The organism is Oenococcus oeni DSM 20252 = AWRIB129, assembly GCF_000372485.1.
GTDB classification, from domain to species: Bacteria; Bacillota; Bacilli; order Lactobacillales; family Lactobacillaceae; genus Oenococcus; species Oenococcus oeni.
In genome coordinates, this window is sequence record NZ_AQVA01000002.1 from 97,316 (window position 1) to 119,926 (window position 22,611).

Sequence of the window (22,611 nt, forward strand, 5' to 3'; positions counted from 1 at the left end):
TATGAATACTTTTCCTTTAACAATTAAATCAAATGCTTTTCTTGGAAGTTGGATCGAGGATTCGACCAACAAACAGATTTTTTCAACAAATCTTGGTGCAGAGATTTGGCTTAAAAGCAGTCATTGTTCAAAGATTATCTTTGATTGGCCAAATAGAACTTTAGCTGCGGATCAATCAAGAATTCTTATTTCAATTGATGGAGCCGATTTTTACTCGCAAATTTTGTCCGAACGTAATATTCAGCTTGATTTGGATCCTGATTCAGATCATTTAATTCGGATTATGACTCAGGCGATAACTTTTGTGAAAGCACAAACCTGGAATCTTTCTGAATTTTTCCTTTTAAAAAAAATCAGTTTTAACGGTCAACTGACCGGTGCGGTTCCCTCTAGAAAAAACTTGGTTTTTATTGGTGATTCGATCATCAATGGCCAAAAAATTTTACCGGACAGTTTTGATACTTCGGCTCATCGTCCCGATAAGAGTTGGGCTTATTTGCTTTCAGAGAAACTCGATTACAACAATCTTAGAATTGCTTATGGCGGTACTGGAATCACTCAAAGAGCCAATATTTATCCACCGACGGCAATTGATTTTATCTGGAACTCGGCTTTAAATGTTTCTCGACCAATTGATTATTCGCGGCCTTTAGCCGGAGTAATTGTTAATTTAGGGACGAATGACCGTTCTGCCAGTTCTGAGGAATTTTCTTTTTCTCTAAAGGCTTTGCTGCGTGAATTAAAAAAACGTTTTCACGAAACGAAAATTATTGTTGTTGAACCTTTTAACGGTTGCTTCCGAGATGTTTTCCGCAAGGTCTTTAAGGACGAAAAACATATTTCTTTGATTGAAAATAATCATTGGAATTTTGAAATAAGTGATCACGGTGTCCACTTGAGTGTTACTGGTCAACAACAGGCGGCCAAAACTCTTCTGCCACTAATTGAGGAAAAATTGAATGCTTGAGCTACCAAAGGAATTCATAGCGAAGTATCGGCGCCTACTTGGGAAGGAGGCGGATGATTTTTTGGCCAGTTTTCAAATGGAAGCCGATAATGGTTTTCGTTTGAATCCTTTAAAGGACCTTCGCCAATTTTCTTCTTTAAAAAGGCAAACCCCGATTCCTTGGAATCGGGAAAATGGCCGTTATGGGAAAATTTTTGGTGAATCAACAGCTTTTTTGAGTGGGGTTGCCTATTCACAGGAACCAAGTGCTCAGTTCGTTGCCCAGGTGGTTGACGCACAGCCGGGAGAAAAGATCCTCGATCTGGCAGCCGCACCCGGTGGAAAAAGTACCCAAATTGCTGCTGATATGAATAATCAGGGCTTACTGATGGCGAATGAGATCAGTTTTTCCAGAGCAAAAATCCTTAGCGAAAACATTGAAAGATCCGGGATTACTAATTGTATCGTTACCAACCATCGCCCTGATGAATTGGCAGAACATTTTGAAAATTATTTCGACAAGATTCTTTTGGATGCTCCCTGCAGTGGCGAGGGCATGTTTCGAAAAGATCCTCAGGCAATCAAATATTGGCATTCCGACTATAGTTCGGAGTGTGCCAACCGGCAAAAAGAAATTCTCAAATCAGTTTTGTCAATGCTCCGTCCAAACGGCCAGCTTATTTATTCAACTTGTACCTTTGCGCCGGAAGAAGACGAGCAGATTGTGGCCTGGCTTTTGGATAATTATTCCGAATTATCGCTATTAAAAATCAGGAAAAAGGATGGTATCGAAGATGGTCGTCCGCAGTGGGCCAATGGAAATCGCGAATTAAAAAATACGGCCCGTCTCTGGCCAAACAAAATTAAGGGTGAAGGACATTTTGTTGCCCGATTAATTAAATCGAAAGGGAAGAACCAAAAAAACAAAGTTAATCAATTGCGGAGTAATTTAAGTCGTAACGATTCTCAAAATCTTCAGAATGCTTTTAAAGAGAATCAGTTCGATTTTCCAATTAAGCAAATTTATAGATTTGGCGATTATTTTTATTTATTTCCCGAAAATTGTCCTGAAATTTCCGGATTGAAGGTTCTTCGACTCGGACTGCAAATCGGTCGACTAAAAAATAAACGTTTTATTCCGGCTCACTCACTTGCGTTAAGCAGTTTGGGCAATAAAATTTCTCAAACCTACGATCTTTCGGATTACGAATTCAGACAATTTATTCATGGTGATATAATCATAAATTTAAAGGGTAATTTTGTCAAAGGATGGGTCTTAATGACCAAACAATCTAACGGGATTGGCATTGGCCGCTATTCCGATAAGGTAATTAAAAACTTTTATCCAAAGGGATTAAGAAAGACAATTCACGATCAGCCAAGATCGTAGGGATCGATTTCTTTTAATTGACTGATTTCTTCACTATTGGTGACTCCATAAATCGCATATAGCAAAGGTAGTTGTTTTTGCCAATTTTCAATTGTTTTTTCGAGTTTATTTTGACTAAGCTGAAATAAGAAATAACCAGCAATCCCGGCCATTTTTGCACCAAGGGCTAGGGAATTAAAAACTTCCAAAGAATTTGTAATTCCACCATTTGCGATAATCGGTAATCCAGTATTGGCCTGTTTGGCAAAACGAAGGGAATCGCTTGTTATAATGCCAAGATTTGTATTGCTGGTTAGAATGCTTTGAAACTCGGGATCATCAAATTCTTCTTCTTCTTGTTCCTGTTCATTTTGTTCGTCTTGATCGGCTGTTTCCCAAAAAGATTGACGATTTCTTGTTTCTTCGATTCTGCCAAAGTCTGTTCCACCCGCACCGGCTATATTTATGGCGGCGGGGTGTAAAGAGGCTAAATCAGAGACTGATTTTTTTGACATACCAAAACCGACTTCTTTAAGGACGACCGGAACATCGACTTGCTCGATAATATTGCTTATATTCCTTTTCCAAGAAGCAAAGCTTCGGTCTCCTTCACTCATTGACAGCTCTTGGACAGCGTTTAAATGAATTTCCAATGCATTTGCATCGACAATTCGAATAGCTTCTTTAGCATCCTCTACAGAATGGCCGGCGCCAATATTGGCAAAAATGAAACCATCAGGATTTTCTTCTCGAACGACCGAAAAGCTTTTGATTGTTTCTTTTTCGCTGATAGATATAGACTCTGATCCAACAGCCATTGCAAGATGATACTTTTTGGCAATAGCAGCTAATTTTTGATTAATAACGCCGGTTCTAAAGCTTCCGCCGGTCATTGCTTCGATATAAAAAGGCCACTGGAAATGATTTCCAAAAAGTTTTACCGAATGATCAACATCAGTAACGTTGACATTTGGTAAAACCGGTCGATCGAGATGAACAAATTGCAGCCCACTTAAAGGTAGTTTATGACGCCATTGCCAAATAACCAGGCTGAGGTGTTCGTCTTTTCGATGGGCATGAGCGGATTCAATTTTTTTTGGATTTTCTGTCACTTTTTATAGTATACGTGCAAATCAAGCGGAATAATTCCAGCTTCCTGCCAATTATTTTTAATTTGTTGACTAATTTTCGGATCTCTTGTAAAAGCAATTACGTTATCGCCACCGCCTGCGCCGGAAATTTTGGCCTCGATGCCGAAATTTTTCGCGATTTCGATTGCCTTGGCCAATTCGTCTGTTAAAACACCGCTCAGTTTTTCAAGATTTTTTTCAGCCAGAAAAATTTCCTGGTTAAATTTTTCAAAATCTTTTGCTTTAATAAAATCAACCATTTTCCTGACAATCATATCGGATTCTTTTACAAAAGAGGATGACAATTGATTTTTTTTAACCAATTCACTGGTAATGGCCGGTTTTCCAGTCCAACCGACAATTAGATTCCAGTTTTCAGGAAAAAAGATTCTCTCAGGAAAACTACCGTTTTTATAAAGCAGTAAGCCTGAATAGGTTGAAGCGGCTATATCGGCACCGGAGTTTTGTGGCTGTGTTTGTCGAGACAAAATTAACGCCTGCCGAAAAATATCTTTATCCGAAAGTGAAGAATTTTCCATTTTAGTCATTAAAACAGCGTAGGCGCCTGAGGATCCAAGTCCGTATTTGACTCCCTTTTCGTTTACTAGTTGTGAATAATTTTTTGAAATAAATCGGTCAATTGAGAAAACAAGAGCCAGATGGTTTGCCAGTGTAACGGCATACTCTCCCGCCAACATCAATTTCCCCGGTATTTTTAGTTCAGACATTGGCTACACCCCGACCTGGTTTTTGAACCAATATTTCGCCGTATTCTTTGAGTACATTGATAATTTTTTCCTGATATTCCGAATTGGTAATAACTTTTACGTTGGGACCGGCATCCACTGTTGCAAAGGCTAGGATTCCTTTTTTGTAAAGTTGGTCGACTTCGGCAATAATTTCTCGAGTATTTTCCGTGAAGTAATCGAAGGGGACTTTTGCAGTTCGATTCAGTTCATGCATCGATGCCGAATTTGTTTCGGCAATCAAACCGATTTTTTCAAGATCGTGATCTGAAATTGCTTTTAACATTTCATCGATCTGACGATCATTTTTTTTAAGCCAACTGTCATAATTTGGAGAAGTTTGAGCCAGCTGCATTCCTTGACTCGAAGATATTTTTTTTACACGTTTGTCGGCTAAAATGTCGATAACCCGGATATCAAAATCGACTGGATCCAAAATTGATTCGGCAAAAGAATCATCCTTGTTTTGCCCTTTATGCCAGATGGAAAAACCACCAAAAATCGACCGGCTGGCCGAGCCGGATCCAATTCTGGCAATCTTTGAAAGTTCTCGATTATCCAATTCGAGACCGAAAGCCTGACTGGCTGCTTTTGTCAAAGCTGCAAAAGCAGAAGCCGAAGAAGCCAATCCAGCCGATGTCGGTACATGATTTTCACTGATAACTTTTACAAAATTTTTATTACCGCACGAATTTCGGATAAAATTGATGATTTTACTGATTTTTGGCCCTTCGATTTGTTGCCCGTTTAATTGAAAAAAATCTTTTTTTGAAAACTGATCAATTTCCACGCTCGTGTCGGTGTAAAAACGATCCAAAGTTAGACCAATCGAACTACTGGTCGGTAAATTCCAGTTTAGATCGCTTTTTCCCCAGTACTTTATCAGGGCGATATTTGTATATGCACGGACTTTAGCCATCAGATTTTCGAGATCCAGCTTTCCGATGCTCCTGATTTGCTGAGAGCACTTTTTATTTCTTTTGCGGTTTCCGATTTATCAGTTAAAGCGACAATACTTCCGCCGAGCCCGCCACCGGTCAATTTAGCACCCAGTGCGCCGTGTTTTAGGGCAATTTTTATTAAACGTTCCAAGTAGGGTGTTGAAACGCCTAATTTTGACAATAAAAGTTGATTTTCGTTCATTAACTGGCCAAAGTCTTTTAAGTCGTCTGCGATAATTTCTTCTCGGCCTTTATCGGCAATTTCTCCCATTCTTTTCAAGTAACCGCCATAGACAGTTGGATTCTTTTCATAATTGTCCGCAACCAATTGAACGGATTGAGAGGTCAAACCGGCTGTTCCGGAATCGGCAATTATAATATAAGCCTGTGTGTCGAGTTTTAGAATCGTCGCATCTTTGTTGCTGTCGAAAAAAATCGGACCTTCGGCCATAACGGCATAGGTATCTCCACCGGAAGATTTACCGTGATTTTTATTTTCGGCTATTTGAGCGAATTTGAAAACTTCTTCATCGGTGTACTGATAGTCAAAATAATCGCAAAAAGCCTTTACAATTGAGACAGCATATGCTGCCGATGATCCAAGGCCCTTTTTCGAGGGTATATTTGATTTAACGTGCAGTTTGAAAGTCAGATCGGGGCTTTCAAAGAAATTGAGCAATTCGACCAGGAGATTATAAATTCCGCTGAAACGATAATTAAGTTGGTACATCGATCCGGAAAAGTTGTCTGTTTCGATAACTATTGTATCGGAATCGATAATCTCGGCTTTATTCGTGAGACTCAATAAAGGCGCGATAATTGCCGGATATCCGTATACAACCGAATGTTCTCCAAGAAGATGTGCTTTAGCATGTGCTTGTCCAAAACCGAAATTCATAATACTAATTGTAGTAAAAAAGGTAAAATTTTGTAGATGGATGAAAATTCAACTTTTTCAATTGTGGATTTAGAAACAACTGCTCCATTCAAAGAGGGCGGCCATATTATTCAGATTGGAATTAGTTTTGTTAAAAATTGGAAAATAATTAATAATTTTCAGACGATGGTTAATCCTGGCGTTAAAATACCTGAACAAATTGTAGATTTAACCGGGATAAAAAACGAAGATGTCGAGAATGCACCATATTTTGAAGATTTGGCTCGAATGATTCATGACCAACTGTCAGGAACTGTTTTTGTTGCGCACAACGTTCGTTACGACTTTCCGTATTTAAACGGGGAATTCGCTCGGATAAAAATGCGCCGCTTACGTTTGGAATACGTTGATACGGTTCAATTGGCCCAAATTGTTTTTCCAACAATGAACAGTTATAAATTAGATGAGCTTGTTTCAAAACTCGGTATTAATCTACCAAGGCATCATCGAGCGGATCAGGATGCTTCGGCAACTGCACAGCTTTTTTTGAAAATTCATGAACATTTGCAGGAATTTCCGCAGAATACTTTAAATAATTTGATTAATCATTCGAAAAGTTTGCTTGGAAATACGGAAACAATTTTTCAATTGTCGAAAGGAAAAAGAACTTTTCCCGGTGATCGATATGGTCCTTTCGACATCGCAAGACTGAAAAAAATAGATAAGGGGCAGCTTATTAAATGGATAGAAGCAAAGAAACAGTCTTCGCTTTCCAAACCGCTCCCGGCAACTGTTTTAAGACCACGTCAAGAATCTTTTGCCAATATTCTTCAATCGAAAATTACTGGCAAAAATAATAAGATTTTTTCTGTTTTTTCCCGACCGCGTTTTGGAAAAACAAATGCTTATTTGGATTTGGCTGTGAAAATTGCCGCCAAAGGATATAAAATTTTAATCATTGAGGAAAATTATTTAAGAAGACGTTCGACTTTTCAAAAATCTCAATCCCTATTTCCCGAAAATAAGGATTTGTTTCAAATCCCGATTACAAGAAAAGATTTCGTTAGTTTGGATAAATTGGCTGATGCTTTTTTGACCGAAGACAATCCCAGCCGTCAATTGGCGAAGTTAAGAGTTATTAGTTGGCTACTTAAAAGCAGGACGGGAAACTTGAATGAATTCGTTAATGGCTTTCCCGAACCGCTCTTTAATTTTTTCAGTGATCAGGATTCGCCAAATAAATTCGATTATTTTGAACGATCGATCTCCAGTTATACTTTCCCCTCAATCGCTATTACCGATCTTGACAGTTTCTTGAGAACTAAAAATGAATTTTCCCGGGAATATAATTTGTTTATTTTCGATGTCGACAAAGGAGTATCCAATTTGATCGATATGCTTCCATTTTTTTCCAAAAAAATTATTTTGTTTACTCAGGCCCAGAGCTATATAAAGAATTGGTACTCAATCAGGGATTTTTCTGATATGAATTCCGTAATTTTGTCTTTAGGTAGTGAATTAAAATAGCCGTTTTTATATAATTTATAGTCGTAGTAAGTGAGGATATTTGGACAACTATTCAAGAATACAATATCAAGAGAAATCTAATAAGGCTCATCGGCGTTTAATTTATGTCGGACTGATGATTCTTGTACTGCTTTTAGTTTCACTCTATCTTTTTTTCGTTTTACTACCGATCAATAGTTCCGCAGGTAAATTTTCAAGTTTGGCGGAAACAAAAGCTGGTATTAAGAAAGTCAAGACTTTCAAAGAGAGTGATCGTAATGGAAACTATTATTCAATTTATGGCACAAACAGCAAAGGCAAAGAATATTTGGTCATTTTCAATGCCAAGAAAAAAATAGTCGATAAAATTCCGGTTTCCGAACAGCTTTCGGATAGCAAACTCGATAAAATTTATGAAAAGTACAAGGTTAAGAATGTTTATTCCTTTGCTCCATCGATTTATAAGGGTCGGGCTGTTTTCGAATTAAGTTATGCAGGAAAAAAGAATTCGGTTAGTTTTCTAACGGTTGATTTAAAGAGCGGCAAAGTTTATCGCCTAATTGAAGGATTATAGTAATTTAAGGAGTTTTGAATAAATGGGAGAAACTAAAGTAATTAGAATCGAAGATGTTTCTGAATTTGTCGGTCAAACAGTCAAGATTGGTGTTTGGCTCAGGCAAAAAAGAGGAAGTGGAAAAATTGCCTTTTTGCAGTTGCGTGATGGGACCGGTTTTATGCAGGGGGTTGTTTCGGTCGGCGATGTCGACGAAGCTACTTTTAAGTTAGCCGAACATTTAAAACAGGAAAGCAGTTTTTATGTAACCGGCGAAATTCATCGAGATTCACGAAGCGAGTTTGGTTTTGAAATGGCCGTCTCCAATATTGAAATTGTTGGTGAATCGGAAGATTATCCAATTACGCCAAAGGAACATGGCACAGATTTTCTGTTTGATGAAAGACATCTATATTTGCGCCATCAAAAACCATTCGCCACGATGAAAATTCGCGACGAAATTATTCGTGCGATTTATGATTTTTTTCACAAAGATGGTTTTTTAAAATTGGATTCGCCAATTATTACAGATTCGGCCCCGGAAGGAACCACTGAACTGTTTCCAGTAAAATATTTCGATAAAGATGCTTATTTATCGCAAACCGGTCAGCTTTATGCTGAAGCCGGGGCGATGGCTTTTGGAAAAGTCTATGATTTTGGTCCAACATTTCGTGCGGAAAAGTCCTCGACCCGCCGGCATCTGACTGAATTTTGGATGATTGATGCCGAGATGGCTTGGATGCATCAAGAAGATTCCCTAAAGGTCCAAGAACGATTTATAGCTTATTTGATTGAAAGAGTTGTTGATAACTGCCAAGTTGAATTAAAAATGCTTGGTCGGGATGTCGAAAAGCTACGCGCCTACACTAAACTTCCCTATCCAAGAATCAGTTACGATGATGCGGTTAAATTATTACAGGATAATGATTTTAAAATCGAATGGGGTGTTGATTTTGGTTCGCCGGAGGAAACTTTTCTGGCAAAACGTTTTAATTCACCTTTTTTCGTTGTTAATTTCCCTAAAGCGATTAAAGCTTTTTATATGAAACGTCACCCAAGCCGCGATGATGTGGTAATTTCGGCTGATATGCTGGCTCCGGAGGGTTACGGGGAAATAATCGGCGGTTCCGAACGTGATACCGACTATGATTATTTGAAACAGCAGATTATCTCCCAACATCTCGACCTTTCCGAATACAGCTGGTATCTTGATCTTCGTAAATACGGTACCGTACCGCATTCCGGTTTTGGCCTTGGTTTGGAACGCTTGATTCGCTTTATAGCTGGCGAAGATCATATCCGCGAAACGATTCCATTCCCAAGGACTCTTAATCGATTGCACCCCTGATGGACGAAGACGAAAAACAATTTTTTGCCGAAGGAAATGTCGATATTCCGACGCGGCTCTTAAGAAATTATCATCAAATTGGATTGAGCAACGAGGATTTAATTGTCGTTATTCAACTTTTTGCGTTTTCAAGAGAAGGGATTAAATTACCGAGTTCTGAATTAATTTCTGCCCGGACTAATTTTTCTCAGAATTCGATTCAAAGAATTCTTGAAAAACTGCTGAAGCATAAATTCATTTCCTTTTCAATGAATAACGATGCATATGACTTAAGCGGTTTAATCGAAAAACTTGTCGGAGGAGGCCGGGTTGATCCGAATTCTCTATCTGCCGACAAAAGTCTTAGCCAGCTTGGTACTCAAAAACGTCTCTATCAGACCTTTCAAAGGGAATTTGGTCGAATGTTAACACCGATGGAATTGCAGACGATTTCCGAATGGCTTAAAAAGGACCAATTTAGCCCTGATTTGGTCGTTACAGCACTTAACCAGGCAGTTAATGCTCAAATCTTAAATCTTCGTTACATCGAAAAAATACTGCTTAATTGGAAACATAACAATGTCCAAACTAAAGAACAGGCTGAAGCCGATAATTTACAGCACCGGCAGAGGTATTCGGGCGATTCTTTTGAGGGTAAACAGGAATTTAAAAGAAAACCTTCATCTTCTTCCGGATCGGAAAATATCAAGATACCTTTAAAAAAAATCGGTGAAGAAAAGAATTTATAATTTTGCAAACAAAAAAACGGATGTCAGAATCCGTTTTTTTGTTTTCTATTTTGTTGGAGTAATTATTATGGACTATTCGAATCAGTATTGGCTGACGATTCAGTATTGGCTGACGATGATGTCTGTGTATCATTGCTAGAACTGGAACTTGCAGCCGCAGAACTTGATGACGAGCTGCTGCTTTGAACAACAACGCTGCTTGACGAACTTGATGTGCTGGCAGTCGAAGCGGAAGCAGGCGGATCAACAACAACCGTCTGTGTACTGGAGGAAGACGACGAGTAAACGCTTGGCAGACCGCCGTTACTCCATTTTGCTCCTTTGACTTCGTATTCGGTAACTCCATTTTTAACAACTTTTTCAACCGTACTTGGCGCGGTCCAGTTGGTGTTTTCATATCCTTGAATGGCACTTATCATGAAATCGCGGTAGGCACGCTCAGGCATGGAAGACTCTGACGAATAAGGAATGTAGTTTCCGGTTTTATTCGGTTCGTCGTAGCCAACCCAGAAAGAGGCAGCCAAGTACTTTGTATAGCCTGTAAGCCAAACATCCGATTCTGCTCCATCAGGCTGTCCGACTGACGAGGCATAACCAACGATTCCGGGCTTTACCGCTTGATAGAGGCCGGATATTTTTGCTCCGGGAGCAGATCCATTTGATTGAGGAACGCCTTCGAGCATGTTTGTCATCATAAAGGCGGTTGATTTTTTCATAGCTCGTGTCCCGCTTGGCTTATAACTATGAGTTACACCATCCGAGGTGACGATTTTTTCGACATACTCGGGTTTGTAATAAGTACCACCATTAGCGAAAGCAGAGTATGCTGTCGCTTCTTGTTCTGTGGAAACATTAATACCAATTGCTGAAGAAGCGGTTAATTGGCTTGCTTTGATCGCTATGCCGAGTTTATTTAAGAATTCGGAGGATCTCGTTGTTCCCACATCCATCAGGGTTTTAACCGCCGGAATGTTTCTGGAAACCACGATTGCTTTACGCATAGTCATGTTTCCTTGATATTCGTCATCGAAATCATGAACACTGGTATTTGTTCCCGGATATTTATATGCAGTATCCTGTACCGTTCGATAAGTTGGCCAGTTTAGATATTCGATCGCTGGTCCATAATCAACCAAAGGTTTTGCCGTCGATCCCGAGGATCGATTGGTTTGTACTGCTCGATTAAGACCAAACATTGTCGTAACATTCCGACCGCCGACTTGGGCTAGTATTCGTCCGTTTTTTGGATTAGCGACTGTTGCCGCCGCTTGAATACCATTTTGCCATGGCACTCCCGTTCCGCCGTTTAGAACTTTATAAAGACGCTTTTGCATCTTCATATTCATGGCTGTATATATTTTCAAACCGTCCTTGTTGGGATTATATCCAAGTTTCTTGACTTCTTTTAGGGCAGACTGAACATAAGCATTCACAGTAAGGTTTGTACTTACAGAATTCGCAGTGTGTTTGCTTTTTGAAATAAGTCCTTTTGTGACTGACTCGGCTTTCGCCTTGTTGGCTTGAGCTTGAGTAATATAGCCCATTTTAACTTCGCCAGCCAGTACCTGATCGCGACGAATTTTTAGATTTTTCGGATAGACATACGGATCGTAATAAACCGGGGATTGGGGAATTCCTGCCAAAATGGCAGTTTGAGAAACGTCTAATTGTTTTAAAGTCTTTCCGAAATAATATTTGGCGGCTGTTTCCATTCCATAAACGCCGTTTCCCATATTAACTTTGTTGATATAAAAAGTGAGAATTTGGTTTTTACTGAAATTTCTCTCGACTTTTAGAGCCAACCAGGCTTCTTGAGCTTTTACTTTTAGCGTTTGATCCGATGTCTTGGTTGAAAATACGGATAATTTAACCAATTGCTGGGTTAAAGTCGACCCCCCTTGAAGCCCTGCGGTACTGCCGGTTATTTTTCCTTTGATATCCGAAACAAGTGCTCCGAGAGTTCGATAAACATCAACACCATGATGTTTATAAAAACGACGATCTTCGATTGCAACGACCGCATGCATCATACTTTTGGGTATTTCCGACTGGTCTGCATAATCTCGTTGCTGTTGGGAAACTGAGTAAATCAAATTCCCTTGTGAATCATAAATTTGTGTCGAATTTTCAGAAGCCAATTCCGATTCGGTAATTTTCGGTGCACTAGCCGCGTAGGTAAAAAAAACTGCCATTCCAGCCAACAGGACCAAGGCAAAAATTGTTGTAAACCAAGCAATAATTTTACCGAAAAGCCTTAATTTGCTCTTTTTTTTATTTTTAGGTCGATTTGAACCATTATTTGATTTTCTTCGACTTTTTTTCAAATTATTGGATGAATCCCTTCGCTTTTCATTAGGAGCTTTGTTTGCATCGTTATTGTAGTTATCATAATTCTCATACGAGAAATTTCGCGTATTGAAATCACTATTTTGGTTGAAATCGTTACTTTGATTAAAATCCTGGTTTTGTCCGTACGAACTCTGGTTTCCATCAAAATTTTTGTTTATGTTTTTATTTTTATTTTTATTTTTATTCCGACCGAAATGGATAGGACGCCGTCCATTTGTCTCGGGAAACATATTATTCGGATCTTTGTAATTCGATGGGGCTGAATCAAAATTCGAGTTGGCTTGATTAGCGGAATCGCTGCTATGATTTTGGCCGTCGTAATTACTTCCGAAATTATTTGGATTGTAAGAATTGTCAGACATTTAGATATTAAAAAGTTTTTTCAAAGCTGGTAAATAATCCAGGCTAGGTATCATTTTACTGTTTATTTTAATTCCTTGCTTGGAAACGATTTTATAGGGCAAAGATTTCTCTCCGCCAGCCTTTGCTTTATCCCAAATTTTGATTAAAAGTGAGGCTGGAAAAATATAATACTCCGATAAAGTCGTAAAGCCAAGGACCAAAAAACCAATCCCTCCATTTTCAAGCACGTTTTTTAAATGGGTAATTTGGTGTTGATGAAAATTTTTTAAGGGCATATTGGTCTTGTTTTTTGTTTCCTTGGCATCGAAATCAATGTATTTGCCGTTAACGACCCCATTATAATCGGTTGTTGACGGTTGAACATAATAAGCCTCGGTAATCTTGGCCATGCTCCGATCGGGATAGTCGACATGGACAACAGTAATCGGAGTTGGTTTTTTATGAATGACTGCTTGATGATTCACTAAGTAGTAGTCGTTAGCCTGATTGATCATTTCTTCAAGACCCATCCCACGTTTGCCGTAACGGATGTTCTGATTTTTCTTTTTTTGTGGATAACCGCCTGCTCTTACTCCACTTGGATAATTTACCATAACAACAATTGTAGAATAAAGACATGCAAACACGTCTTTGGGTTACAGGATACCGAAGTTTTGAGTTAGGTGCTTTCAATGATAAAGATCCGAAGATCGAAGTCATTAAACGTGCTTTGAAGGAAAATCTGATTGATCAGTTGGAAAATAACGGACTCGAATGGATAATTACCGGGGGACAAATGGGCACTGAACAGTGGACTTGTGAAACCGCGATTGGGCTTAAAAAAGATTTCCCACAGCTTAAAATAGCACTTATGCTTCCTTTTTCTAATTTCGCTGCAAATTGGAATCAGGAACACCAAGTGAAGTTAACTGATTTGAGGACTCGGGTCGATTTTTCGGAGGCCCTTTCAAAAGAGAACTATAAAAGTCCAATTCAATTACGCAACTTTCAGGCCTTTATGCTTAAGCACACGGATGGGGCATTGATGGTTTATGACCCTGATAATCCTGGAAAAGCGGAGTTTGAATACAAAGCAATTCAAGCATATCAACTGGAACACCCCGACTATTCTTTAAAAACAATTGATTTTGATATGCTGACAGATATTTCCAATGAAATCGAAGAAGAAAAACGACCCTGGTAAGGATCGTTTTTTAATAAAAATCTTAAAATAATTTTTTTAAGGTTGAAGGATTATTTTTAATTTATTTCTCAATTTGTTTCGTGTAAGCGATTATTTTATCAACTGTATCAGATAAAAATTGAATTGTATTTTTCAATGGTTGATCACTTGTTACATCGACGCCGGCAGTTTTAGCGGCCGCAATCGGTGCTTTGGAACCGCCAAGTTTTAGGAAATCCAACCAAGATTTGCGACCGTTTTCAGGATTGTTTTTTAAATTAATAAATCCCTGGGTTGAAATCGTTAAACCAGCTGAGTATGTATAAGAATAAAGACCCATATAGTAGTGCGCCTGCCGCATCCAGGTTAAAGCGGCATCATCATCTATTTCGACTGCATCGCCCCAAAAACTTGAAAGAACCTTCTTCATAATTTGATTCAGTTTTTCTGCATTAAAGGAAGCCCCTTGATCGATGATTGTGTAAACTTCTCGTTGAAAAGCCGCCTCGGTCAAATGAGTAATAAAATTATGAAAATAAGTATCACTTAGACGGTGAGAAAGAGCGAAACGCTTCGTTCTTGGATCATCGGACCGGTTTTCCAGATAGTCCGACAGGAGCAGTTCGTTAAAAGTTGAGGGAGCTTCGACATAATAGGTTGAAGGTTCATAGTTGTAATAGCTTTGATTTTTAGCCGACAAAGCACCTTGACCGGCATGACCGATTTCATGAATTAGAGTATAAACATCCGACAAGCGCCCAGTCCAGCTCATCAGGATGAAGGGATGGACCCCATATGGAAATGTTGTATATCCGCCAGAATCTTTGCCAGTATTTGCCGGGAAATCGACCCAACGATCTTTTAAGAAAGGCTCGATTGTTTTTGTATATTCATCCCCAAGTTTGGCAGTGGCCTTCATCACATAGCTGTAACCGTCTTCAATTGAAGCCTCCGGATTCAATTCGGAGTCCAAATCAAGTTTCCAATCGGCAAAAGTCATTTTCGACAACCCATTGACCTTGGCAACGTGTTTTAAATATTTTTGCGCAACCGGGGCAAAATCGTTCATGATCAAATCAATTTGCCGATCAAACATTGTCCGATCGACTTCTTGGGGAGCCAACAGATAGTCAAAAACTGAATCGTAACCGTGCATTGTTGCCAGTACTTTTTCGTTTGTCACCTGATTAAGATAAGCCGCCGCTGCAGCGTTTTGGTTTTCTCTTAAACCAGTTGAGAAAGAACGGAAAGATTTTTCTCGAATCTCGGCATTTTCGTCGTTTTGGTAGAAATTTTCGTATGCGACAAATGAATTTTTGTATATTTTTCCATCGACTTGAAAATCCTGCATATGATAGTCGCCGGCCCGAAGCTTTGTATAAACATCGTAAGGAGTGTTTAAAGCACTTTGTAAATTCGCGATTGTTTTTTCGACGGTATTTCCTAAATAACTTTTTTTGTCGAGTCTTGTTTTGCGAACCAATTCCGCATAATTGGGATTTTTATTTATTTCTTTAAGAATTTGATCATCGGCGTTAATCAAGGCATCTTTCCAAAAACTTAAAGCAACATCGCTTTTGGTGACAAAGTCCTGAGCGGCATGAGCTATTTCACCAAATTTTTCATCGGAAAAATCCGATGTTTGAGGCATAAAACCATAATTTGCAATTTGATCTATCTCTATTCCCAACTGTTCATAAACCTTCAAGGCTCTTTGAAAATCTTCAAGGCTATGTAAATGCCCATCAAAATTTTTTTGAAAAGCTTTAATCTGGTCCAAGCTATCGCTAATAGCTCTTAGAAATGCATTTTCATCGGCAAAAAGAGGACTCAGATCCCACTTATACCTTTCTTCGAATTCTGAACGTGCTTTTAACTCTGTCATAATTTCCTCCTAAATTTCCAAGTTACGAGTTAATAAAAAGTCTAGCACGGTAAAGCATTTGTAGAAATTCTTACTAAAAAATGTTTCTTTTTTATTTTTTTGAAAAAGTCGCCATGTGTATAATAGTTAAAGGCAAATCGGATGATCGCGCGATGAAAGACTCGTGAGGAAGGTCCATGCCCGCCCAATCTGAGATGATTGGAGTGTTTGTACTGAGCCCAATAAGCGAAGGCAGTATTTAACTGACGGCTAGCGAAAGGACTAAAGCTTAGCCATGTCTGATTAACTTATAAAAGTGCTATAGCGACGAATAACCGGGAAACCGGGGAAGTGAGACGACGTAAACCCTGCAAGCGGGCAACCCAAACTTTTTGGTAGGGGCGGTCAATTTGGCTAAATGAAGTAAAAATTGACACCGGTTTTATCCGGTAGATAGATGATCGTCGAAGAACGTGATCGCCAATCTCGTTTGGAACATAACATGGCCTATAGATTTGCCAAGGCAACCGCAGAGATGCGGTTTTTTTGTGCAATTGTGAAATTTATTGAAAGCGTTTCCAAGTCCCTTGTTAAAGTAGTAAAATGAATTTTGTAATATGGTTCACAAGTAGCGCGAAATCATAGTTTACAAGGGGAAGGTTTTATTATGAAAACAAGTAAGACACTAAAAAGCATCGCTTTAACGAGCGCTGCGTTTATGAGTTTGGGTTCTTTTACAGTTGCTGCTCCCGCTGTTTTTCCAAATACTTCGGTTACGGCCAGCGCAGCAAAAACTGCGAAGCAGACCGCTGGTAAGAAGCTTAAAAATGGGACTTACAAATTGGCAGAGCAGGATTACTATAATGGATATCGTGTTGTAATGTCGATGAAAGTCAAAAACAACAAAATTGTTTCCAATAAATATGATTATGTCAACAAAAAAGGCAAGTCGAAGACTGATGACGCAGCCTATGAAAAAGCAATGAAAAAGGCCAACGGGGTTGGACCTAAGGAATATATTCCAAAGTTAAACGAGGAATTAATTAAAGCTTACGGTTCCAAAGAACCTTCGGCCGTTGTTGACACGGTTTCCGGGGCAACCGAGTCTTCGAATCTTTTCGTTATTTATGCTCAACAGCTCATCAATCGTGCTCAAGCGGGCAACCATAAGACCGTTAAAATTTCTAATATCATTTACTCGGATTGAGCAACATAAATTTTCAACAATCTGAATCAAAAACACTTGTAATTCGAGGGTTCGGCTTACATGTGTTTTTATGTTCCTTAATACGTAAAATTTAAATGAGAGGTTAAAAATGACAAAAAAGGATTATGCGAAAATCACCTGGCCAATTTTCTTTCAATTGATCAGTCTCCCACAGAAACTCACTGGTTTGATGCCCCTTTTATTCGGTTTTGCCTATGCTCAGTATGCTTTTGGCAGAATTGACTGGATAAATACGCTGCTTTATTTCCTTGCCCAATTCTGTGTTGCTCTCTTTGTATCGGGTTTTAATCATGTACAGGATTTTAAAAAAGCCAAAGATTCAAAATACTTGGAAACGACAAATATTATCAGTTATCGGCATTTGAATCCGAAACACGTTCTTTATTTAATGTTTTCCTTTTTATTAATTGCTTGTTCAATTGGAATTATATTAGTTTTTCGGACAAATTTAATCCTTCTTTTCATCGGTGGGGCAGCGATCTTTGTTGCAATTTTTTACACAGCCGGCCCAATCCCTCTGTCGAGACTTCCTTTAGGAGAGATGTTGTCCGGACCGGTCGAAGGTTTTGGAACCGTTTTTATCGCTTCCTTCATCAACATGCCATATTTGCCGATTTTTTTGTCTTTTCATTCCGAATGGATTGTTAATCTGACGGTCAATCTTGCTGTTCTGTTCCAACTTTTACTTGTCGGTCTGCCATTCGCAATTCTCGATAGTACGGTTATGTTCGCTGATAATATATGCGACTTAAAACAAGATATAAAAAATGAACGTTATACTCTGCCTTTCTATCTGGGAAAAAAGAAAGCCGTCCAAATTTATCCATTTTGGCCATCGACGGCGCTTTTGTTCATCTTAATTTCAGTTATTTTTAATTATTTGCCAATCTGGAGTCTACTGGTTCTTCTTTTATTACCCTGGATAATCAAAAATACCCATGCCTTTATGCAATTTCAGGATAAGGCAACAACTTTTAAAAGCGCTATAAATAACTTGTTGATGATAGGCGCAGCGCAAGTATTGATTATCGTTGCTTTTCTTTTATTTTCTTAAAAAATATATTGCGAAAATCAGAAAAACAAATATTAAGCATGCTATCCAGTCATTCACTTTAAATTTTAATCGATTAAATTTTGTTCTTTTAGCAGCTCCGCGATAACCGCGTGATTCCATTGCCGTTGCCAATTCATCGGCTCGATTAAAACTGGCGATAAATTGGGGAATAAAAATCGGTACAAGCGATCTCATTTGTTGGAAAATATTTCCTTCGCCGAAATCAACTCCGCGAGCTCGTTGGGCATTCATAATTTTACCTGTTTCATCCATTAGAGTTGGTACAAATCTGAGGGAGAGGGCAAGCATTAGCGATATTTCATCGATGGGGAGATGGAAAAATTTTAATGGTTTTAAAAGACTGGATAATCCGTTTGCCAAATTTGTTGGCGAGGTTGTCAAAGTCAATAATGTTGAAATAAAAATAATTAAAACGAAGCGCAAAAAAACGATTATTCCAGAATTGATACCGTACTGTGATATTGTCAACCACCCCCAATGCCAGTAAAGGTGTCCGCCGGTTAGGAAAAGAACCTGCATCATAACTGTGAAAATGATCAGCCAGAGCATCGGCCGTAAACCGTTTAAAAAAAAGCCAAAGCGAATTTTTGCAATCAAAACACAAAAAAAGATGAAGGCAAACAGTAATAGATTGGATTGCCAATTATCAGCGAAAAAAGTTAGAAAAATAAAGGCCAGTGTGATCACTAATTTTACCCGTGGATCAAGTCGATGAATCAGTGTTTTTCCAGGCAAATATCGGCCAATTAATAAGCGGTCAACATTCATTTTTTATCCTTCTCAATTTCAAACTGCTTTTTAATTTCTCTTAACAGCTCTCGCTTATTTTTGATTGAAACATTAATTGGAAAACCAACTTTTTTCAATTGCTTGGCAAAATCGATTGCCGAGGGTAAACGCAATTTTTCTTTGCGTAAATAACTTTCATCGGAAAATATTTCTTCCGGACTACCGACTTTTGAAATCCTGCCAGCGTTTAAAACGATTATTTGATCGGAATAATCGGCGACATCATCCATTTCGTGACTTACCATTACAATCGTTTTTCCCTGCTGGTTGAGTCTGCTAAAAAGATTCATTATTTCATCCTTGCTGCCCGGATCCAAACCAATGACCGGTTCGTCAAGCAAAAGCAGCTGCGGATCGGAAATTAGAATCGATGCAATCGCGACCCGTCTCCTTTGGCCGCCGGAAAGGTCTAGTGGTGATTTTTGCAAAAATGATTCCGGTAAATTAACAATTTTAAGAACTTTCCGCGCTTTTTCTTTGGCGATTTTTTCTTCGACGCCAAAATTTTTTGGTCCGAAAATCAAATCTTTTTCAACCGTTTCCTCAAATAGTTGATTTTCGGAAAACTGAAAAATAAAACCGACATTTTTCCGGAATTTCTTTAAATGCTTTGCATTGCTGCCGGAATTCATTTGAAAGCTTCCAGCTTGTATGTGACCTTTTTCTGGGATTAGAAGTCCATCGATAAGTTGAAGAACTGTCGATTTGCCACTACCCGTATGTCCGACAATAGAGGTGAAGGATCCATCTGGTATATCGAAACTGACATCTTTTAAGGCAGCAGTCGAAAATGGCGTATTTAATTGGTAACTAAAACTTACGTTCCTGAAATTGATTTCCATAGAAAATTAACCAGCTCCCTTTGATGATTGTATTCTTGTGTAAAATTGATTCCACTTTCACGCAAATCTTTTTGCAGTTGTTGCAAAAAAGGAAGTTTAAGATCGTTTTTTGATAGAAGCTCACTATCAGAAAAGAGTTGGTTAATTTTTGTATCAGCGGCAATTTTTCCATCATTTAACAAAATTACTCGATCGGATAAATTAAGTTCATTCAAATCATGGTTAACTGATATGACGGTCAAATTTTGCTGTTCTTTTAATTTTTTGATTGTCTGCCAGACTTCATCGCGTCCATCCGGATCAAGCATACTGGCCGCTTCGTCCAAAATTAAAATTTTCGGCTGAATTGCCAAAACACCGGCGATTGCTACTCGCTGTTTTTGTCCACCTGACAGGCGAACTGGCGATTTTTCGGCAAAATCGATCATTCCGACAGTTTTTAAAGCCTGTTGAGCACGTACCAACATTTCTTCTTGTGGAATTTGATAATTCTCCATTCCAAAGGCAACATCTTCTATCACGCTACCGGACACAAATTGATTATCGGGATTTTGAAAAACGATTCCAATTTTTTTGCGAATTTCCCAGAGAGTTTTTTCTGAAAGGGTTAGTCCATCGATGATTATCTTTCCTGAATCAGCTTTAAGCAAGCCGTCTAAAAGGCGAATCAAGGTACTTTTACCGGAACCGTTTTTCCCGACTATCGTTATCCATTCACCATCTAAGACAGAAAAATTAACATTCTCGATACTTCTTATCGATGACTGAGTGTAACTATAATTTAAATTTTTTGTTTCGATTATTTTCATTTCAGGATTGCCGATCCAATAATTCCCTCGTGATATCGATTAAAGCTTTCTTTGCAGGTTTGTCAGGAAGATCATTAATTTGTATAAGTGCTTTTTTTGTATAGGTTTCAGCATATTTTTTGGCCTTTTTAATCCCATCGAATTCGATAACCAGCTTAGCAATTTCTTCAGTATCATGATCAGTCATTTTGTTCTTCTTTTTCAAAAAAGGGAAAAAAAGATCTTTATGTTGAGCCATCGCCAGAATCAAAGGGGCTGAATAAACACCTTCACGCATGTCGTTATGAACCGGCTTGCCGATCTGTTGGCTATTATCGGTATAATCCAAAATATCATCCATTAATTGAAAAGATACGCCGATATTCAGGCCGATTTTTTCGGCATTTTTCGCGAATTTAATTTTATTTCCGCTTTCGTAGGCACCGAGAAAAGTTGCTAGGGAAAATAATTGCCCGGTTTTTCCGGAGATTTGTTTAAAATACTGGTCAATGGAAATGTTTAGATCATAACGCTCGACCATCTGTGTCATTTCACCATTTAAAATCGCATTCATATGGTGACCGTATTGCTGAATTCCACGGAAATCGCTGGCGTATTCGGCTAACAAGTTAAAACATACAACAAACAAATAATCACCGGAATAGACAGCTGTACTTTGTCCGAACTGTTTTTGAATCGATGACATTCCCCGTCGAGTTGGCGACTCATCGATTACGTCATCGTGAATCAAAGTCGCCATATGGAGAATTTCAATCGCTGCTGCCAAGGCAATAATTTTATTGCGATCGGTTTTTTGGAACATTGAAAACAACAATAAATAAGCTGGCCGGAGCAATTTTCCGCCGGAATTAATCATCTCCAAAATCGCTTTTGAAACGGGCTCGTTGTCAGTTTTAATATTTTTTTGCATCAAAGCTAAAGTAAGCCCCAACTCATGTTTGATAAGCGGATACTTATCCCACATCGGATTTATTTTCATATTTTTACTCGTTAAATCCTTTCTTTGACATTTGAATACTCAAAACGCAGACGAGACAGTGTACGGACATGTTCGAAGAGAAAATTAGCTGCGATGCCAACGGCAATTCCGGCTAAAATTCCAATGAAGGAAAGAATCGGCATATACAGCATTACAGTCCAAGAGCCGGCAATCCAACTTGCAACACTTAATTGGCCAATATTAAACAGTATTCCTCCAGCAGCTGAAATCCCAATCATAGAAACGTGTTTTTCTCCAAGCTGTTTGATTAAGAGCATCCCAAGCCAAGAAAGAAAAGAACCGGCAACAGAATACATAAAAGTCGACATTGTTCCACCAAGCAGCGTCGTTAGAACCAAACGCATCAGCATCAATAAGAAACTTTCCGAAACTGGGAGGGTATAAATCGATACGATTGTAATAATGTTGGCCAAGCCTAATTTTGCTCCTGGCGCGAAGGCGAAGGGAAAAGGAATCATTCGTTCAATGAGGCCGATGATAACTCCTTGAGCACAAAGCAGGGAAATATAGACATATTGTCGTGTCTTTTCCGAAGAATAATTCAATTAACAATTCCTCCGAAGGTACGCCCATCACTGGATTTTATTTCGACGATTAATTTATGTGGCAGGCAAACGATCGATTGTCCTGCTTTGCCAATTGCCGCATGCTGAACGCAAATCTGATCCGGACAGTTAGCTTCGACGATTTTAACTTTTTTTCCTGTTGCAACTACCACGTTGTATGCTTTTCCATTCGTAAAACGATACTTTGTTGTTCCAGTATGTCCTGTTAATTTGATTTTGTGGACAACTTTTCCTTTATGAGTGATCACGGCAGTTAATATTTCCTGGGCCCCCGCTGATTGTTCTTTTTGTTCTTGAAGCGAGAAAACTCTCAAGGGTGCAAAGGAAAGTAAGATCAAAAGAACCACAATCATCAGATCAAGAGGTTTGATCATCTTCAAATATTTTTTTGCAGCAGCAGAAAGTCTCATCTTTTATAAT

Annotated in this window: 22 protein-coding genes and 1 other RNA gene; 10 read left to right on the top strand and 13 right to left on the bottom strand. The window is 38.7% G+C overall.

Annotated features, from left to right (window positions below):
• Nucleotide 1 precedes the first annotated feature (1 nt).
• On the top strand, nt 2-967 hold the full coding sequence (locus A3G9_RS0102215; protein WP_002817165.1) for a GDSL-type esterase/lipase family protein: 966 nt from the start codon (nt 2-4) through the stop codon (nt 965-967).
• Nucleotides 960-2,336, top strand: a complete 1,377-nt coding sequence (locus A3G9_RS0102220) for an RsmF rRNA methyltransferase first C-terminal domain-containing protein (protein WP_002821327.1) — start codon at nt 960-962, stop codon at nt 2,334-2,336. Before A3G9_RS0102215 ends, A3G9_RS0102220 begins: the two co-directional genes overlap by 8 nt.
• Here the strand turns inward: A3G9_RS0102220 and fni are convergent.
• From fni to mvk, 4 genes are read right to left on the bottom strand one after another with little or no spacing between them, the layout of a single operon-like run.
• On the bottom strand, nt 2,321-3,427 hold the full coding sequence (gene fni, locus A3G9_RS0102225) for a type 2 isopentenyl-diphosphate Delta-isomerase (RefSeq protein ID WP_002817168.1): 1,107 nt from the start codon (nt 3,425-3,427) through the stop codon (nt 2,321-2,323). The two genes, A3G9_RS0102220 and fni, sit on opposite strands and share 16 nt — an antisense overlap.
• Nucleotides 3,424-4,173, bottom strand: a complete 750-nt coding sequence (locus A3G9_RS0102230; RefSeq protein ID WP_002821326.1) for a mevalonate kinase family protein — start codon at nt 4,171-4,173, stop codon at nt 3,424-3,426. The genes fni and A3G9_RS0102230 overlap by 4 nt, the downstream gene beginning before the upstream one ends.
• Nucleotides 4,166-5,110 (bottom strand): diphosphomevalonate decarboxylase, encoded by a 945-nt coding sequence (gene mvaD, locus A3G9_RS0102235; RefSeq protein WP_002817169.1) that lies wholly within the window; start codon nt 5,108-5,110, stop codon nt 4,166-4,168. Before mvaD ends, A3G9_RS0102230 begins: the two co-directional genes overlap by 8 nt.
• Nucleotides 5,110-6,030, bottom strand: a complete 921-nt coding sequence (gene mvk, locus A3G9_RS0102240; protein ID WP_002821325.1) for a mevalonate kinase — start codon at nt 6,028-6,030, stop codon at nt 5,110-5,112. Before mvk ends, mvaD begins: the two co-directional genes overlap by 1 nt.
• A gap of 36 nt (nt 6,031-6,066) precedes the next feature.
• On the opposite strand from mvk, the gene A3G9_RS0102245 reads away from it, so the two are divergent.
• From A3G9_RS0102245 to A3G9_RS0102260, 4 genes are read left to right on the top strand one after another with little or no spacing between them, the layout of a single operon-like run.
• Nucleotides 6,067-7,536 (top strand): exonuclease domain-containing protein, encoded by a 1,470-nt coding sequence (locus A3G9_RS0102245; protein ID WP_002817172.1) that lies wholly within the window; start codon nt 6,067-6,069, stop codon nt 7,534-7,536.
• A gap of 40 nt (nt 7,537-7,576) precedes the next feature.
• Entirely contained in the window at nt 7,577-8,089 is a 513-nt protein-coding gene (locus A3G9_RS0102250; RefSeq protein ID WP_002817173.1) for a cell wall elongation regulator TseB-like domain-containing protein, read from the top strand.
• 22 nt (nt 8,090-8,111) lie between these two features.
• On the top strand, nt 8,112-9,416 hold the full coding sequence (gene asnS / locus A3G9_RS0102255) for an asparagine--tRNA ligase (protein ID WP_002821324.1): 1,305 nt from the start codon (nt 8,112-8,114) through the stop codon (nt 9,414-9,416).
• Nucleotides 9,416-10,144, top strand: a complete 729-nt coding sequence (locus A3G9_RS0102260; RefSeq protein ID WP_002817174.1) for a DnaD domain protein — start codon at nt 9,416-9,418, stop codon at nt 10,142-10,144. Before asnS ends, A3G9_RS0102260 begins: the two co-directional genes overlap by 1 nt.
• A gap of 65 nt (nt 10,145-10,209) precedes the next feature.
• On the opposite strand, the gene A3G9_RS0102265 is transcribed toward A3G9_RS0102260, so the two are convergent.
• On the bottom strand, nt 10,210-12,855 hold the full coding sequence (locus A3G9_RS0102265) for a transglycosylase domain-containing protein (protein WP_002821323.1): 2,646 nt from the start codon (nt 12,853-12,855) through the stop codon (nt 10,210-10,212).
• Entirely contained in the window at nt 12,856-13,449 is a 594-nt protein-coding gene (gene recU / locus A3G9_RS0102270; protein WP_002821321.1) for a Holliday junction resolvase RecU, read from the bottom strand. It lies immediately after the preceding gene.
• Between the two features lie 23 nt (nt 13,450-13,472).
• Between recU and A3G9_RS0102275 the strand changes: the two genes are divergently transcribed.
• Entirely contained in the window at nt 13,473-14,039 is a 567-nt protein-coding gene (locus tag A3G9_RS0102275; RefSeq protein WP_002821319.1) for an SLOG family protein, read from the top strand.
• Between the two features lie 61 nt (nt 14,040-14,100).
• Here A3G9_RS0102275 and pepF read toward each other — a convergent pair whose 3' ends face one another.
• The gene (pepF, locus tag A3G9_RS0102280) at nt 14,101-15,903 is read right to left on the bottom strand and encodes an oligoendopeptidase F (RefSeq protein ID WP_002818909.1); all 1,803 of its coding nucleotides are present in this window, start codon (nt 15,901-15,903) and stop codon (nt 14,101-14,103) included.
• A gap of 133 nt (nt 15,904-16,036) precedes the next feature.
• Between pepF and rnpB the strand changes: the two genes are divergently transcribed.
• From rnpB to A3G9_RS0102295, 3 genes are all read left to right on the top strand, one after another.
• Nucleotides 16,037-16,397, top strand: an RNA gene (gene rnpB, locus A3G9_RS1000000109770) — RNase P RNA component class B.
• A 152-nt stretch (nt 16,398-16,549) separates the two neighbouring features.
• A complete protein-coding gene (locus A3G9_RS1000000109775; RefSeq protein WP_002817179.1) occupies nt 16,550-17,089 on the top strand; it encodes an FMN-binding protein in 540 nt (179 codons plus the stop codon).
• 109 nt (nt 17,090-17,198) lie between these two features.
• Entirely contained in the window at nt 17,199-18,164 is a 966-nt protein-coding gene (locus A3G9_RS0102295) for a prenyltransferase (protein WP_002821318.1), read from the top strand.
• Here the strand turns inward: A3G9_RS0102295 and A3G9_RS0102300 are convergent.
• The 6 genes from A3G9_RS0102300 to A3G9_RS0102325 are packed head-to-tail and all read right to left on the bottom strand — an operon-like array spanning nt 18,153 to nt 22,601.
• The gene (locus A3G9_RS0102300; RefSeq protein WP_002821317.1) at nt 18,153-18,953 is read right to left on the bottom strand and encodes an energy-coupling factor transporter transmembrane component T family protein; all 801 of its coding nucleotides are present in this window, start codon (nt 18,951-18,953) and stop codon (nt 18,153-18,155) included. The two genes, A3G9_RS0102295 and A3G9_RS0102300, sit on opposite strands and share 12 nt — an antisense overlap.
• Nucleotides 18,950-19,816 (bottom strand): energy-coupling factor transporter ATPase, encoded by an 867-nt coding sequence (locus A3G9_RS0102305; RefSeq protein WP_002821316.1) that lies wholly within the window; start codon nt 19,814-19,816, stop codon nt 18,950-18,952. The genes A3G9_RS0102300 and A3G9_RS0102305 overlap by 4 nt, the downstream gene beginning before the upstream one ends.
• Nucleotides 19,792-20,625: an energy-coupling factor transporter ATPase gene (locus tag A3G9_RS0102310; protein WP_002818898.1), complete on the bottom strand. Its 834-nt coding sequence runs from the start codon at nt 20,623-20,625 to the stop codon at nt 19,792-19,794. The genes A3G9_RS0102305 and A3G9_RS0102310 overlap by 25 nt, the downstream gene beginning before the upstream one ends.
• A gap of 1 nt (nt 20,626) precedes the next feature.
• Nucleotides 20,627-21,604, bottom strand: a complete 978-nt coding sequence (locus tag A3G9_RS0102315; protein ID WP_002821315.1) for a polyprenyl synthetase family protein — start codon at nt 21,602-21,604, stop codon at nt 20,627-20,629.
• Between the two features lie 11 nt (nt 21,605-21,615).
• Nucleotides 21,616-22,170: a Gx transporter family protein gene (locus A3G9_RS0102320; RefSeq protein ID WP_002821314.1), complete on the bottom strand. Its 555-nt coding sequence runs from the start codon at nt 22,168-22,170 to the stop codon at nt 21,616-21,618.
• Nucleotides 22,167-22,601 carry a NusG domain II-containing protein gene (locus A3G9_RS0102325; protein WP_002817186.1) on the bottom strand — a complete coding sequence of 145 codons (435 nt, stop codon included), beginning with the start codon at nt 22,599-22,601 and terminating at the stop codon, nt 22,167-22,169. Before A3G9_RS0102325 ends, A3G9_RS0102320 begins: the two co-directional genes overlap by 4 nt.
• Between the last annotated feature and the right edge of the window lie 10 nt (nt 22,602-22,611).

Coding starts and splice junctions, on each gene's coding strand:
- A3G9_RS0102215 (WP_002817165.1), top strand. CDS start 2: ATGAATACTTTTCCTTTAACAATTAAATCAAATGCTTTTCTTGGAAGT.
- A3G9_RS0102220 (WP_002821327.1), top strand. CDS start 960: ATGCTTGAGCTACCAAAGGAATTCATAGCGAAGTATCGGCGCCTACTT.
- A3G9_RS0102230 (WP_002821326.1), bottom strand. CDS start 4,173: ATGTCTGAACTAAAAATACCGGGGAAATTGATGTTGGCGGGAGAGTAT.
- mvaD (WP_002817169.1), bottom strand. CDS start 5,110: ATGGCTAAAGTCCGTGCATATACAAATATCGCCCTGATAAAGTACTGG.
- mvk (WP_002821325.1), bottom strand. CDS start 6,030: ATGAATTTCGGTTTTGGACAAGCACATGCTAAAGCACATCTTCTTGGA.
- A3G9_RS0102245 (WP_002817172.1), top strand. CDS start 6,067: ATGGATGAAAATTCAACTTTTTCAATTGTGGATTTAGAAACAACTGCT.
- asnS (WP_002821324.1), top strand. CDS start 8,112: ATGGGAGAAACTAAAGTAATTAGAATCGAAGATGTTTCTGAATTTGTC.
- A3G9_RS0102260 (WP_002817174.1), top strand. CDS start 9,416: ATGGACGAAGACGAAAAACAATTTTTTGCCGAAGGAAATGTCGATATT.
- A3G9_RS0102265 (WP_002821323.1), bottom strand. CDS start 12,855: ATGTCTGACAATTCTTACAATCCAAATAATTTCGGAAGTAATTACGAC.
- recU (WP_002821321.1), bottom strand. CDS start 13,449: ATGGTAAATTATCCAAGTGGAGTAAGAGCAGGCGGTTATCCACAAAAA.
- A3G9_RS0102275 (WP_002821319.1), top strand. CDS start 13,473: ATGCAAACACGTCTTTGGGTTACAGGATACCGAAGTTTTGAGTTAGGT.
- pepF (WP_002818909.1), bottom strand. CDS start 15,903: ATGACAGAGTTAAAAGCACGTTCAGAATTCGAAGAAAGGTATAAGTGG.
- A3G9_RS1000000109775 (WP_002817179.1), top strand. CDS start 16,550: ATGAAAACAAGTAAGACACTAAAAAGCATCGCTTTAACGAGCGCTGCG.
- A3G9_RS0102295 (WP_002821318.1), top strand. CDS start 17,199: ATGACAAAAAAGGATTATGCGAAAATCACCTGGCCAATTTTCTTTCAA.
- A3G9_RS0102300 (WP_002821317.1), bottom strand. CDS start 18,953: ATGAATGTTGACCGCTTATTAATTGGCCGATATTTGCCTGGAAAAACA.
- A3G9_RS0102305 (WP_002821316.1), bottom strand. CDS start 19,816: ATGGAAATCAATTTCAGGAACGTAAGTTTTAGTTACCAATTAAATACG.
- A3G9_RS0102310 (WP_002818898.1), bottom strand. CDS start 20,625: ATGAAAATAATCGAAACAAAAAATTTAAATTATAGTTACACTCAGTCA.
- A3G9_RS0102315 (WP_002821315.1), bottom strand. CDS start 21,604: ATGAAAATAAATCCGATGTGGGATAAGTATCCGCTTATCAAACATGAG.
- A3G9_RS0102325 (WP_002817186.1), bottom strand. CDS start 22,601: ATGAGACTTTCTGCTGCTGCAAAAAAATATTTGAAGATGATCAAACCT.